At 39.2% G+C, this 13,293-nt stretch carries 14 protein-coding genes and 1 pseudogene; 10 read left to right on the forward strand and 5 right to left on the reverse strand.

The features are described from left to right. Positions 1-97 precede the first annotated feature (97 nt). From argC to HHA41_RS04495, 5 genes are all read left to right on the forward strand, one after another. A complete protein-coding gene (argC, locus tag HHA41_RS04475) occupies positions 98-1,153 on the forward strand; it encodes an N-acetyl-gamma-glutamyl-phosphate reductase (protein ID WP_171525230.1) in 1,056 nt (351 codons plus the stop codon). A 72-nt stretch (positions 1,154-1,225) separates the two neighbouring features. Beyond that, entirely contained in the window at positions 1,226-2,005 is a 780-nt protein-coding gene (locus tag HHA41_RS04480; protein ID WP_228284145.1) for a DUF6776 family protein, read from the forward strand. Positions 2,006-2,024: 19 nt separating this feature from the next. Beyond that, positions 2,025-2,441: an ATP-dependent Clp protease adapter ClpS gene (gene clpS / locus HHA41_RS04485; protein ID WP_168417363.1), complete on the forward strand. Its 417-nt coding sequence runs from the start codon at positions 2,025-2,027 to the stop codon at positions 2,439-2,441. Between the two features lie 9 nt (positions 2,442-2,450). Continuing rightward, a complete protein-coding gene (gene clpA, locus HHA41_RS04490; protein WP_168417362.1) occupies positions 2,451-4,727 on the forward strand; it encodes an ATP-dependent Clp protease ATP-binding subunit ClpA in 2,277 nt (758 codons plus the stop codon). An 87-nt stretch (positions 4,728-4,814) separates the two neighbouring features. Continuing rightward, positions 4,815-5,168 (forward strand): YnfA family protein, encoded by a 354-nt coding sequence (locus HHA41_RS04495; protein WP_168460706.1) that lies wholly within the window; start codon positions 4,815-4,817, stop codon positions 5,166-5,168. Between the two features lie 71 nt (positions 5,169-5,239). Here HHA41_RS04495 and HHA41_RS04500 read toward each other — a convergent pair whose 3' ends face one another. The 3 genes from HHA41_RS04500 to HHA41_RS04510 form a co-directional block, all read right to left on the reverse strand. After that, complete coding sequence (locus HHA41_RS04500) at positions 5,240-5,683, reverse strand: hypothetical protein (protein WP_228284146.1); 444 nt, start codon at positions 5,681-5,683, stop codon at positions 5,240-5,242. Between the two features lie 182 nt (positions 5,684-5,865). Continuing rightward, positions 5,866-6,786 (reverse strand): ornithine carbamoyltransferase, encoded by a 921-nt coding sequence (gene argF / locus HHA41_RS04505; RefSeq protein WP_168460710.1) that lies wholly within the window; start codon positions 6,784-6,786, stop codon positions 5,866-5,868. A 111-nt stretch (positions 6,787-6,897) separates the two neighbouring features. Next, positions 6,898-7,548, reverse strand: coding sequence for a TetR/AcrR family transcriptional regulator (locus HHA41_RS04510; RefSeq protein ID WP_168417358.1), 651 nt, complete (start codon positions 7,546-7,548; stop codon positions 6,898-6,900). A gap of 336 nt (positions 7,549-7,884) precedes the next feature. On the opposite strand from HHA41_RS04510, the gene prpB reads away from it, so the two are divergent. After that, positions 7,885-8,769, forward strand: a complete 885-nt coding sequence (gene prpB, locus HHA41_RS04515; protein WP_004973459.1) for a methylisocitrate lyase — start codon at positions 7,885-7,887, stop codon at positions 8,767-8,769. 4 nt (positions 8,770-8,773) lie between these two features. After that, positions 8,774-9,910: a 2-methylcitrate synthase gene (gene prpC / locus HHA41_RS04520; protein ID WP_004973461.1), complete on the forward strand. Its 1,137-nt coding sequence runs from the start codon at positions 8,774-8,776 to the stop codon at positions 9,908-9,910. Between the two features lie 124 nt (positions 9,911-10,034). Here prpC and HHA41_RS04525 read toward each other — a convergent pair whose 3' ends face one another. Beyond that, positions 10,035-10,670: an aminotransferase gene (locus HHA41_RS04525; protein ID WP_168460712.1), complete on the reverse strand. Its 636-nt coding sequence runs from the start codon at positions 10,668-10,670 to the stop codon at positions 10,035-10,037. A 92-nt stretch (positions 10,671-10,762) separates the two neighbouring features. Further along, positions 10,763-11,260: a nicotinamide-nucleotide amidohydrolase family protein gene (locus HHA41_RS04530; protein ID WP_168460714.1), complete on the reverse strand. Its 498-nt coding sequence runs from the start codon at positions 11,258-11,260 to the stop codon at positions 10,763-10,765. A gap of 212 nt (positions 11,261-11,472) precedes the next feature. Between HHA41_RS04530 and HHA41_RS04535 the strand changes: the two genes are divergently transcribed. From HHA41_RS04535 to HHA41_RS04545, 3 genes and pseudogenes are all read left to right on the forward strand, one after another. Continuing rightward, a complete protein-coding gene (locus HHA41_RS04535; protein WP_168417354.1) occupies positions 11,473-11,703 on the forward strand; it encodes a hypothetical protein in 231 nt (76 codons plus the stop codon). Between the two features lie 540 nt (positions 11,704-12,243). Then, positions 12,244-12,408: a hypothetical protein gene (locus HHA41_RS04540; protein ID WP_168417353.1), complete on the forward strand. Its 165-nt coding sequence runs from the start codon at positions 12,244-12,246 to the stop codon at positions 12,406-12,408. A gap of 295 nt (positions 12,409-12,703) precedes the next feature. Beyond that, a pseudogene (locus HHA41_RS04545) lies at positions 12,704-13,293 on the forward strand (transposase); the annotation flags it as partial.

The raw sequence follows: 13,293 nt of genomic DNA on the forward strand, positions 1-13,293 counted from the left end.
TAAAGAAAAGCCTTAAAACCCAAGTAAAACAGTTTAGAAAACCAAAACTTCCTGTCATACTATAGCGTTAGCTTAAACATGCTTTTGAATTGAGGTAATGCACGTGATTTCAGTTGGTATTGTCGGTGGTACAGGTTATACAGGCGTTGAATTATTGCGTCTTTTGCTACGACACCCAAATGTAAAAGTAAATGTACTGACTTCACGTACAGAAGCGGGTCGCCGTGTAGATGATATGTTCCCAAGTCTACGTGGACATACTGACCTTTGCTATTCCGATTTAAACATCGAAGAATTAAAACAGTGCGATGTAGTGTTCTTTGCTACGCCGCATGGTGTTGCTATGCAACATGCTGCGGAACTTGTTGCCGCCAATACAAAAGTGGTCGATCTTGCTGCAGATTTCCGTTTGCAGGATTTAGCACAATTTGAAAAATGGTATGGCATGCAGCATGCCTGCCCAGAAATTTTAAAAGATTCGGTTTATGGTTTATCTGAACTTAACCGTGAACAAATTAAACAAGCGCAAGTGATTGGTAACCCTGGTTGTTATCCAACCACGGTACAGCTTGGTTTAGCACCATTGTTTAAACAAGCTGAAGCTTTAGTGAAACCTGAAAGCATTATTATTGATGCAAAATCAGGTGTATCTGGTGCAGGCCGTAAAGCCAGTCTGGGCATGATTTACTCTGAAAATGCAGATAACTTTAAAGCCTATGGTGTTGCGGGGCATCGCCATCATCCTGAAATTGTAGAAGCACTAGAAAATATTTCGGGTCAAAAAAATGTGTTCAATCACATATTATTTGTACCGCATTTAGTGCCGATGATTCGCGGTATGCTCAGCACCATTTATGTAGATTTGACTGATGCTGGCGATGCAGCAGATTTACAAAGCTTGTATGAGCAGTTTTATGCCAATGAGCAATTTGTAGATGTAATGCCAGCCAACAGTTCACCAGAAACACGTTCAGTACGTGGCGCCAACCAGTTGCGTATTGCGTTGTATAAACCTCAACCAAAAAAATTGGTACTTTTGGTTGCACAAGACAACTTGGTGAAAGGTGCAGCAGGGCAAGCCGTACAAAATATGAACCTGATGTTTGGTTTTGCTGAAAACGCAGGACTTGAGGTGATTGGTTTATTACCATAAAACACGTTTTTCAACTTCACACACATTTAGATTTCGATTTAAATGTGTGTTTTGAATGAATCAAAACAAGAGATGACGATGCATAACTCTGATACTGAAACCACGTCACAGTCGAATTCAACCACGACACCATCTGCGCCACCACCAGAAAAAAAGCCATTTCTTGAAACAAATGCGCCTTTAGCGATTGGTGCTGCAATTTTAATTTTAGGCAGTGGTTTTTTAGGATATTCAGTTGGACATCGTCAAGGCTTAACAGTGGTGGGTTATGATGCTGATGCTGAACAACTGGTTGAAGTGGTTCAGGAACAGAAAACCCGTTTAGAAAGCCTAAATAAAAGTTTAAATGCTGCAGTGCAAGAGCGTGATGTTGCGGTGAGTAACTCGAATGACTTATACGAAGCATTTACGCAAGCGACTGAAGATAAGCAACGTACTGAGGGAATGAGTGCGATCTATCGTGAAGTATTGCGTCAGCGTGGAGGTTTGAGTCTGACTGTACAGAATTTAGGGGTAAAACCTTTACCTGAAAATGCCTATGAATATCAGGTCGATTTAGTACAAGTCAGCCCAAATAAACGCCGTGCAAGCGGTACAGTCGAGTTGCGTTTAATTCAGGGCACAGAAGTATTGGTTATTCCAATGGAAGACAGTAATTTTAATTTTGATAATTATGAGCGTTTAACGGGACGCTGGACAATGCCAAAAGGCTTTAATCCAGATTTTATTGAAGTCCGTGTCAATGGCTCAACGCCTGTCATCAAGCGTTTCAGTTGGAGTAAGGGCAAAGCTGTGGAAGCCGATTCAGCATTTATTGCTGAAATTCCACAAGCAGAAGCCAGTGCTCAATAATGTGTGATATGTAAAACTTATGCGAACCCAGAAACGATCTATTTGTTTAAACGAAATTAAAAATAATTTTCATCAATCTGGCTATGTCGATTGGCATTTAAGCCCACGTTTGGCGGTGGATGATGAAGGGCATGAAGATGATGGCGACATTGCAGTTCAGACTGCACCACCACAATTAAAGCGCCCACCTTTGTATGCTGTCGTTTTAATGAACGATGATTACACCCCAATGGACTTTGTAATTGAAATTTTACAACAATACTTTGCAATGAATCTTGACCAAGCCACCCAAGTAATGCTAACTGTACATTATGAAGGAAAAGGTGTCGCAGGGGTCTATCCGCGGGACATTGCGGAAACGAAAGCGAACCAAGTCAATAATTACGCTCGATCACAAGGTCATCCATTACTTTGTCAGATTGAGCCTAAAGATTAAGGGGGTTGCATGCTCAGTCGTCAATTAGAAGTATCATTACGTTTGGCTGTTAGCATGGCTCGTCAAAAGAGACATGAGTTCTTAACGGTTGAACATTTATTATTGGCTTTATTAGATAACGATTCTGCAGTTAATGCGTTAAAAGCATGTGGCGCAGACGTTGTGGTGCTGCGTAAAGAATTAGAAGAATATGTAGAACAACATACCCCTAAACTTGCTGAAAATAGTGATCAGGCGCCACATCCAACCGAAAGTTTTGACCGTATTTTGCAGCGTGGTATTTTCCATGTGCAATCTAGCGGTGGTGACCGCACCGTTGAAGGTGCAGATATTTTAGTGGCAATGTACTCTGAGCGAGATTCATTTGCGGTGTATTTGCTTAAACGTCATCAAATTAACCGTTTGACTTTAACGCAATACCTATCACACGGGACCCGTAAAGATGAAACACAAGCTGAAGAAGAAATTGAAGAGTTAGATGGTGAAAGTTCAAGCTCTGCCAATGCAGGCCCGCTTGAGCTTTACACGCTGAATTTAAATACTGAAGCTCAAAAGGGTAAAACTGATCCTTTAATTGGTCGCGAAAAAGAAATTGAGCGTGCTGCACAAATTTTGTGTCGTCGTCGTAAAAATAACCCATTGTTGGTAGGCGACCCAGGCGTGGGTAAAACTTCCATTGCCGAAGGTTTGGCTTGGTTGATTGTGAATGGTAAAGCACCAGCACCATTGGCCAATGCAGAAGTGTATAGCTTAGATATTGGTGCTTTGGTTGCAGGAACGAAATATCGTGGTGATTTTGAAAAGCGTTTAAAACAACTATTAAATGCCTTGAAAAAGAAACCTGATGCGATTTTATTTATTGATGAAATTCACATGATTATTGGTGCAGGCTCGAGCATGGGCAGCACTATGGATGCGTCAAACTTAATTAAACCTGCGTTGGCAAATGGCACTCTACGCTGTATTGGCTCGACTACATTCCAAGAATATCGTCAGGTATTTGAAAAAGATCATGCGCTGTCACGCCGTTTCCAAAAAATTGATGTCAATGAACCTTCAATTTCAGAAACGGTTGATATTTTACGTGGTTTAAAATCGAAATTTGAAGAATTTCACCATGTAAAATATGACGATAAAGCCTTGGTGTCTGCGGTAGAGCTATCGGCTAAATTTATCAATGACCGTTTCTTGCCAGACAAAGCCATTGATGTGATTGATGAAGCGGGTGCACAGCGCCGTTTAAGAGCCGAGCAGGATGACACTTTAATCACAGTTGAAAACATTGAAGATATCGTGTCGAAAATTGCACGTATCCCACCTAAAACTGTATCTAAAGATGACAAGAGCGTACTTGAACATTTAGAACGTGATTTAAAACGTGTGGTATTTGGGCAAGATGAAGCCATTGAAGCTTTGGCATCTGCAATTAAACTGTCACGCGCTGGCTTAAAAACACCAGACAAACCAGTCGGCAGCTTCGTTTTTGCAGGCCCTACAGGCGTGGGTAAAACTGAAGTGACCAAGCAGTTGGCCAAATTGTTAGGTGTGGAATTAGTACGCTTTGATATGTCTGAATATATGGAGCGTCATGCGGTTTCACGTTTAATTGGTGCGCCTCCGGGTTATGTAGGCTTTGATCAGGGTGGCTTACTCACTGATGCGATTCATAAAAACCCGCATTGTGTGTTGTTGCTAGATGAGATTGAAAAAGCACATCCTGATGTATTTAACTTATTGCTGCAAATTATGGATCACGGCTCATTGACCGACAATAATGGTCGTAAGTCAGATTTCCGTAATGTGATTTTAGTACTGACTACCAATATTGGTGCAGAAAGTATTTCACGAGTCAGCATTGGTTTCATGGATCAAGACAACAGTAATGACAACCAAGAAGCAATGAAAAAAGCCTTCTCGCCAGAATTCCGTAACCGTTTAGATGGTGTGATTCAATTTAAGGCGCTACCAACTACCGTGATTGAAAATGTAGTAGATAAATTCTTGACTGAATTACAAGCTCAATTGGATGATAAAAAAGTCATTCTTGAGGTCGATCAGGATGCACGTGAATGGATGGCTGAGCATGGATATGATCGCTTGATGGGCGCGCGCCCAATGCAACGCCTGATTCAGGAACACTTGAAGAAACCATTAGCAGAAATGATTTTATTCGGTGAATTGGCTGAACAGGGTGGTAATGTCGCTGTTTCTGTGAAGAAAGAGAATGGTAAAGCGGTTGGTTTGAAACTTGAAGTATTTGAAGATCAAACTGCTGAACCAGCTTAACGTTTATATTGCATTATCATGAATGAAAATAACCCATGTTCAACATGGGTTATTTTTTATGTATTCCACTTTTAAGTAAAGTCGCTTATGGATGTTCAGATCACAAAAATTGCCAGTAGCTTGCTCTTATTTTTTATAACAGCAGTGATGGAAATATTAGGTTGTTATTTTCCTTATTTAATTTTGAATCAGGGAAAATCGCAGTGGCTTTGGGTGCCAACAGTTTTGGCTTTAGCGGCTTTTGTGTGGTTGCTTACTTTGCATCCTGCGGCATCGGGGCGAATTTATGCAGCGTATGGCGGAATCTATATTTGCACCGCTTTGATTTGGCTAAAGTATGTGGATCAGGTTAATTTGACCCGTTGGGATATGTTCGGGGGAATGGTGGTCATTTTGGGTGCATTGATTATTATTTTACAACCTCAAGGTTTAATACGTTAAATCTCAAATGTTTATCGAGTATTCAACCTATTAAACCTGTAATGAGGATGTGATGTTTATAGAATTTTTATTTAATCTGTTTTAAATTTACATTCACTATTCGGCAATAGCACATTAAATTGTGTTTTCTCTGCACTGAGTTGTAAATTCAATACATACGGATTTACACGCTGAAATTGATGCTCAAACATTGAATCGCAGTTATGAATCAAGTTTTGTTTAATCATGTTTTTAACATTGTTGTAGCCCGTGCTTTCTACAAATTGAGTAAAATCGGGTGAAATAATCATACCACGAATGTTAATTTGCTTGTCTGTAGTTGTACTTTGTTCAATCACGGTATTTTGATCGACTTGATACGGCATAGTACGTGAATCTTCATCGCTAATTACATCTAAAATTTCTTTTAAAGCTGTTACATTTTTAATTTTGTAGTCAACCGTTAAAATATCGTGCTGAACCAAATATTGGTCTAATTCGCTAGGTTTAGCATAGGTTGTGCTATGAGCAAGCATTGCAGCTGCGCAAAGTGTTATTGTCGCAAGTGTTTTATACATCATATTATTCATCTAGGCTCTTTTTGAAATTTTAGAAAATAACCGTCGTTTTAGATTATAACGAGCCAAATAAAAAACAGCACCATTTGGTGCTGTTTGTAACAAAACTCATCAAAGCGTACTCAATGCTTTGAAGTCGTTTAGTCTTTTTTGAGGTTTTCGTTCAATAAAAACTCAACCAATGCTTTTTGAGCATGCAAGCGGTTTTCGGCTTCATCCCAAACTACAGCGTTTTTATGATCTAGCATATTTTCAGAAATTTCTTCACCACGGTGCGCAGGTAAACAATGCATAAACAAGCAATCTGGATGTGCCAAGTCCATCAAGCGCTCATTGACTTGATAGTCTGCAAAGGCTTTTTCACGGATTTTTTGTTCTTCTTCCTGCCCCATACTCGCCCAAACATCGGTCACAATCAGGTCAGCATTGACTGCGGCATCTTCAGCAGAGTCTACTAATTCTACACAGTGTGCAAATTCAGACAGGAAACGTTGTTCAGGTTCATAGCCTTTAGGCGTTGCAATTTTTAAATTAAAGCCCCACATGTGCGCAGCTTCAATATAAGAGTTACACATGTTGTTGCCATCACCAATCCAAGCCACGGTTTTACCTTCAATTGAACCGCGATGCTCTAAGTAAGTTTGCATGTCTGCAAGTAACTGGCAAGGGTGGTGATCGTCCGTTAAAGCATTGATCACTGGAACTTTTGAATAAGATGCAAAACGTTCTACAATGTCATGTCCGAAAGTACGAATCATCACTATATCAAGCATGCTTGAAATGACACGTGCAGAATCTTCAATCAGTTCACCACGGCCTAACTGTGTGTCACGTGATGATAGGAAAATTGCGCTGCCACCAAACTGACTCATACCTGCTTCAAACGATACACGAGTTCGGGTACTAGATTTTTCAAAAATCATTCCCAAGACTTTGCCCACAAAGGGTTGGAAAACTTCATTGTTATGCTGTTTACGCTTAAGCTCAATGGCGCGTTGCAAAATTTGATTCAGTTCTAAAGTCGATAAATCGCGTAATGTTAGAAAGTGACGTAGAGCCATTCGTTACTCCACAATAATTGCTGAATGAGAAAAACAACAATTAGTTGTTGGTTGGTTAAGTGAAAAAGGGAATCGGCTAATATACTATAGGATGAAGAAATTGCAAAAAAACTAGACTTTTTGATGGGCGTCTAGAAAGCGATCTACACAATAACTTACATAATTGATTGTTTCTTGTTCAGTTTCTTGTTTTGGAATGCCCATAATAATGCGCCATTCTAAATTTCTTAAAATTCCAAAATACAATTGTGCCGAATAAACAGGGTGTTCGCAGCGAATGAGTCCTTGTTGGCTGGCATGCTCTAGCACTTTGGCAATGCACAATTGCACGTGTAGAGGGCCACGTTCATGGATATGTAAAGCAATGTCGGGGTTGCGCTGACTTTGCTCTAAAACCAAACGCATAAAAGCTGCATTTTCAGGCGCTAGAATATGATGATAAAAATTCAGCAAGGTTTGGATTAGATAACCACGTAAATTTGAATCTATTTGTTCAAAAGGGATGTGAATATCCTGAAAAAATTTGTCACGGCGATAATCACAAATCGCCTTAAACAAGCCTTCTTTATTGCCAAAGTATTTATAAATAGAAGCTTTAGAACCGCCAGCATGCTGCACAATATCATCTAAAGATACGGCATCGTAGCCACGTTCTAAAAACAGATCAGTTGCACTGACGAGCAGCGCCACACATCGCTCATGTCCACGCTTTGTTGGAGGGACATCTTTACCGAAAGGGGTTAAATGAGCGATATCTTGCATATTGGATAATATTTCAGCAAATGATCAAAGGGAGAGATTGTTATTATAGCAAATTTATGTACAGCGTGCTGTGTTGAAGTGTATGGGCAGCGTGCTTGAATTCAGAAAAAATAGAAATACACTCAAAATAAGCAAAATTTTGCTTATTTAGTGTGCAGAAAAGCTATGTTTATTAAATTTAAATAATAAGCAATATCACGAAAATTTATTGTGCAATAAAATTTCGAATTATTTGACTAAAGTTTTAGAGCATAGATTCTAAAAAGTCATGGCGCAGCGTTGCATTCCCGATATACTCAAACCTCGAAAAATATAGTAAGAAAAGCGGAAAGGAAGATGACAGAACAAACATCTGCGGGCTTAAGATTCAGACAAGCTTTAGAAGTGGAAAAGCCATTACAAATTATCGGCACGGTAAATGCTTATGCTGCAATGATGGCAAAGCAGGTTGGCTATAAAGCCATTTATTTATCTGGCGCAGGTGTCGCCAATTACTCTTACGGTTTACCTGACTTGGGCATGACCAGTTTAGACAACGTCTTGGAAGATGTGCGTCGTATTACTGAGCGTGTAGATACTCCATTATTGGTGGATATTGATACTGGTTGGGGTGGTGCATTTAATATTGCCCGCAGTATTAAACAAATGATTGCTGCAGGTGCTGCTGCAGTACACATTGAAGATCAGGTTGCACAAAAGCGTTGCGGACATCGTCCAAACAAAGAAATTGTAACTCAGCAAGAAATGGTCGATCGAATTAAAGCTGCGGTTGATGCAAAAACTGATTCAAACTTTGTAGTCATGGCACGTACAGATGCCTTGCAAAAAGAAGGTTTGCAAGCGGTGATTGACCGTGCTTGTGCATGTGTGGAAGCGGGTGCAGATGCAATTTTTGCTGAAGCGATGACAGACATTACCATGTATAAAACAGTATGTGATGCAGTTGGTGTACCAGTACTTGCAAACATTACTGAATTTGGTGATACCCCATACTACACCACAGAAGAATTGGCGGAGCAGGGTATTCGTATGGTGTTGTATCCACTTTCACCAACACGTGCCATGCAAAAAGCTGCCTTAGAAGTGATGCAATCTATTCGTAAAGATGGCACTCAAGTTAATGTCTTAGACAAAATGCAGCAACGTAAAGAATTATACGAATTCCTTGATTATCACACTTTTGAAAACACATTAGACAAGCTGTTCAAACAGGAGAATTAAAAAAATGGCTGAAGGAAAAGTACTCACAGGCGCAGGATTGCGCGGACAAGTGGCGGGTAAAACTTCACTCTCAACTGTAGGTAAAAGTGGCGCAGGCTTAACTTACCGTGGTTATGATGTACAAGACTTGGCAGAAAATTGCCAGTTTGAAGAAGTTGCTTACCTGATTTTCTTTGGTGAATTGCCTACTTCAGAGCAATTGGCTGCCTATAAAGCAAAATTGAAATCTTTACGTGCATTGCCACAAGCATTGAAAGAAGTGCTTGAGCGTATTCCTGCAGATTCACATCCAATGGATGTGATGCGTACAGGTGTTTCAATGTTAGGTAACCTAGAAACCGAACAGTCATTTGAACAGCAACAAGATGTTGCAGACCGTATTTTGGCAACTTTGCCAGCCATTATCTGCTATTGGTATCGCTATAGTCACGATGGCGTACGTATTGAAGAAAATACTGACGATGACTCAATCGGTGCACAATTCTTGCATTTATTACGCGGTGAAAAACCAAATGAATTGCATGAACAAGTGATGAACGTATCATTAATTTTATACGCAGAGCATGAGTTCAACGCATCGACCTTTACGGCACGTGTTTGCGCATCCACTTTATCTGACATGCATTCATGTATTACAGGTGCGATTGGTTCATTACGTGGTCCATTGCATGGCGGTGCCAATGAAGCTGCGATGGAAATGATTGAAAACTGGACCTCGCCAGAAGAAGCTGAGCGTGAAATGCTAGGTAAGCTTGAGCGTAAAGAAAAGATCATGGGCTTTGGTCATGCAATCTATAAAGACAATGATCCACGTAATGGCATCATCAAAATTTGGTCTGAGCGTTTGGCACAAGATGTAGGTGATACTGTACTTTATCCTGTATCTGTACGTTGTGAAGAAGTGATGTGGCGTGAGAAGAAATTGTTCTGTAATGCTGACTTCTTCCATGCGTCTGCTTATCACTTCATGGGTATTGCAACTAAACTGTTCACCCCGATTTTTGTGATGAGTCGTGTCACAGGTTGGGCTGCTCACGTAATGGAACAGCGCGCTGATAACCGTATTATCCGTCCAAGTGCAGATTATACTGGTCCTGAATTACGCAAAGTTGTACCAATTGCAGAGCGTTCAGCAGCTTAATTGGCACTCTAAAAAGCGGTATAGCCAGAATTTTGGTTTAGTGATACTGCTTTTAAACTAAAAATAAGGTTTCATTCTGAGTGAATGGAACCTTATTTTTTGAGCAGTAAATAATTGAACAAATTTAAGGCGAAAGTAACACAGGGTCTTCAATGCTATAACCTGTTTCAAAAGGGATACCTAAATATTTCATGGTCATTAGCACTTTATTGTGTTGCGGAATTTGATAGCGCTGAGAAATACTTAATCCTGTTTTATAATCCACTGCCTTTTGGACAGGACTTTTATACTTGCCATATCGTATGCGGTAGGTGTAGCTAAATTGAGGAACTTTAATTTCAGGATCAAACCAGGATGCGACGTAGACTGTCTTCTTTGAAAGGATTTGAATTTTGGCAGAACTGGCACGGATTGGCGTTAAAGGTTTCAACCGCTTTTTAATTTTAGCAATTTCACGATCAAATTTTTGACTGTTCTGATCATAATCAATGCGTTTGGTTTTTGGATTGATATACAGTGATTTAACCTCAATCAGTTTTACAGGTGACTGTTTGGAATTCGTTTGTGTACGGTTGAGTTGATAGTAATACAATTGCGGTAAACGACCACGACCATCTAAATAATGTCGCATTAAATAGACTTTTTGATCTGCTTGATCTAAACCTAAAACTTCAATATTTTGTGGACCACCAACAGTTGCAAAAGCAAAACTAGGTAGCCATAAACTGGCAGTAACGAACAGAATAACGTTGTAGCGCATGGCATAGATCATCCACTTTATACATAAAGCGAGTGTACGACTGAACCATGAATAAAGTGTGTGAATTATGCAGTTTACTTTTTAGGTTTATTTCAAGATGTCATTGGCGTATTAGAATCTTGCTGGATTAAATCTATTAGGTTTTGAGCAACCAAATTGGTTAATTGTTCTAGACGTTGTAAAGGATTACCTTCTAAAAAATATTGGTAATGATAAGTCTGCTGCAGATATTGAATGGCGATAAAAAATGTTCCGACGGGCTTTTCAGGTGTGGCACTGCCACCTGGTTTGAGTAAACCTGTGCATGCTACTACAAAGTCCGCACGGCTAAATAACTTTTGCCCCTGAATTGCCATGGCTTGAGTGACTTCGGGTGATTCAGCGGTATAAGTATCAATTAGTTCTGCGCTGACTTTCAGGATTTCACGTTTAATGCTTGGATCGTAACTGACCAATCCACCGAGTAAAATATTCGCACCACTATTTTTATAGATAGAAAATTGGCTACATAAATAACCAGAACTGGCACTTTCAATAAAAGCCACTGTTAGTTGGCGTTGTTCAAGTAAGGCACAGCAATGTTTGAGCATGATTCATCTGCAAGGGAATAGAGTAAGCTATTTAAGTGTACTGAATTTTCTGTACTTGTGCGGAAAATCATCAATCTAAAATTGGTTTTAATCTCATCACTGCTGATTTAACTGCATATAAATACAGCGAAATTTACAATTATGAGTTTAATCAGGGCATAAACGGTGATAAAAATAAAAGTAAAGCAAAAAGTAAGATAAGGCAGGTGCTTATGAAAACAACAGTAAAATATATGGTATTAAAAAGTTTGGATTATCAATTGGGTACACCTTTATTTCAGGAAGAAATTGAGGCAGATGCTCAATATTTTGATCAAATACCAAATATTATCGAATATCAAAATATGCGATTTAGAGTAATCAGCAAAGAGCAGAAGCGTTTACAGCTCACTGAAGAAAACGAAGAAAATCAGACCATCATTGTAAGAGTTATTGTGGTTTAAACACAGCAATTGTCTAGTTTTGAAGCTAAGCGGTTGAGGAAGGGTTTACAAGTATTTATTGTGAAATCCACACTTTGAGCCGCTTCTTTGTAGAGTTTGGTATATTTGATTACAGAAATATAGGGTTCATCTGAAACAAAATGCCAAATGCTTTGGGTCTATCTAAAATCATATTTTGATGTTTGAATTGAAAAAAACGACTAACTTTTTGTTTATTAATATTTTTAAATTTTAGGGTGAATTTTAAAGTTTCCACAGGATCTTTTTTAGCAACAACGTCCTAAATATTACACTTTACTCAAAGCGATAGTACAGTTTGCAAGATGCTTACAAGAATTTTTAAAGATAATTGAATTTTATAAAAATATTATTTGAATAGACGTTATATTTTGGTTTTTCTTATATTGTTAAATTATAAAGTGATTTTTATAATGTAGTTACAATATTGTATTTTGTTTGTAGCTTTTGAGCTTTTTTGTTATTGTTGTAAATGTGATTTGCATCACATAATGATGGCTAAGAAAGATTGAGCAAAATACAATGAATCAAAATGTAATCATCAGCATGGCACTGATCATTTTAGCTGTGGGAATTTCACTGGGTGTGTATGTATATTTTGATCAGAAGCAAAAACAGAATGAAGAAATCCAGATGATCATTACTGAAGCCCGTCAGGGATTGGTCGAGTTAGATCGAAAACCATGATCAGACTCTATGGCCTTACATCAGCGTTAAAGTTGAGATGTTTGAATGGTATGTATTGATTTAAAACACAGCAAGAAATTGTAATTTTCTGCCAGTGAATATCAAGTGAATGACGATAAAATAAGCGAATAGAACATTGCTGTAGTTTCTTAGTTTTCCCACATTCCCATGTGGGATTTTTTTTGCCTGAAAATTATTAAAAGCATTGGTTGGGTGGTGAGGGGGGTAATCCCCCCTAAAAATAATAGGATCTAAAAGTAGAATTTTCTCTTAAGATACGAGCAGGAGATTCTGCATGAAAACATCTAAATTTACTGACAGCCAGATCATGTCCATTTTAAAACAGGCGAAGTCTGGCACACCTGTAGCCACCCTTTGTCGTGAACATGGCATGAGTAATGCCACGTTTTATAAATGGCGTGCCAAATATGGCGGTATGGATACCTCATTGATGGCTCGACTGAAAGAGCTGGAAGCAGAAAATACCAGACTAAAAAAATGTATGCTGAAGAGCGATTAAAGGCCGAAATCATCCAGGAAGCGATGGCAATGAGTAGCACTGCTACGCAAGGGTAAAGCCATCTTGCCGGCGTAAGATGGCACAACAGGCAGTTGCCCAGCATGCCATTAGTATTCGTTTGGCTTGTAAAGCATTTGGCATTAGTGAAACCTGCTACCGCTATCAAGCCAAACTCAGCGATGACAATGCACTCATTGCTGAACAGCTCATTGAACTCACTGAGGAAAATTCCGATTGGGGCTTTGGTTTGTGCTTCTCGTATTTACGGCATGTTGAGAGTTGCTGCTGGAATCACAAGCGGGTTTACCGCATTTACTGTGAGTTGGCACTGAATCTGCGTATTAAACCGAGAAGAAGACTAAAAC

This window comes from Acinetobacter sp. A1 (assembly GCF_012371315.1).
Taxonomy (GTDB): Bacteria; Pseudomonadota; Gammaproteobacteria; order Pseudomonadales; family Moraxellaceae; genus Acinetobacter.

Bases quoted from the DNA above. Each gene is read 5' to 3' on its own strand.
- HHA41_RS04495 (WP_168460706.1), top strand. From the start codon at position 4,815: ATGGATGTTCAGATCACAAAAATTGCCAGTAGCTTGCTCTTATTTTTT.
- prpB (WP_004973459.1), top strand. From the start codon at position 7,885: ATGACAGAACAAACATCTGCGGGCTTAAGATTCAGACAAGCTTTAGAA.
- clpS (WP_168417363.1), top strand. From the start codon at position 2,025: ATGCGAACCCAGAAACGATCTATTTGTTTAAACGAAATTAAAAATAAT.
- HHA41_RS04540 (WP_168417353.1), top strand. From the start codon at position 12,244: ATGAATCAAAATGTAATCATCAGCATGGCACTGATCATTTTAGCTGTG.
- HHA41_RS04530 (WP_168460714.1), bottom strand. From the start codon at position 11,260: ATGCTCAAACATTGCTGTGCCTTACTTGAACAACGCCAACTAACAGTG.
- clpA (WP_168417362.1), top strand. From the start codon at position 2,451: ATGCTCAGTCGTCAATTAGAAGTATCATTACGTTTGGCTGTTAGCATG.
- argF (WP_168460710.1), bottom strand. From the start codon at position 6,786: ATGGCTCTACGTCACTTTCTAACATTACGCGATTTATCGACTTTAGAA.
- HHA41_RS04525 (WP_168460712.1), bottom strand. From the start codon at position 10,670: ATGCGCTACAACGTTATTCTGTTCGTTACTGCCAGTTTATGGCTACCT.
- HHA41_RS04500 (WP_228284146.1), bottom strand. From the start codon at position 5,683: ATGCTTGCTCATAGCACAACCTATGCTAAACCTAGCGAATTAGACCAA.
- HHA41_RS04510 (WP_168417358.1), bottom strand. From the start codon at position 7,548: ATGCAAGATATCGCTCATTTAACCCCTTTCGGTAAAGATGTCCCTCCA.
- argC (WP_171525230.1), top strand. From the start codon at position 98: ATGCACGTGATTTCAGTTGGTATTGTCGGTGGTACAGGTTATACAGGC.
- prpC (WP_004973461.1), top strand. From the start codon at position 8,774: ATGGCTGAAGGAAAAGTACTCACAGGCGCAGGATTGCGCGGACAAGTG.
- HHA41_RS04480 (WP_228284145.1), top strand. From the start codon at position 1,226: ATGACGATGCATAACTCTGATACTGAAACCACGTCACAGTCGAATTCA.
- HHA41_RS04535 (WP_168417354.1), top strand. From the start codon at position 11,473: ATGAAAACAACAGTAAAATATATGGTATTAAAAAGTTTGGATTATCAA.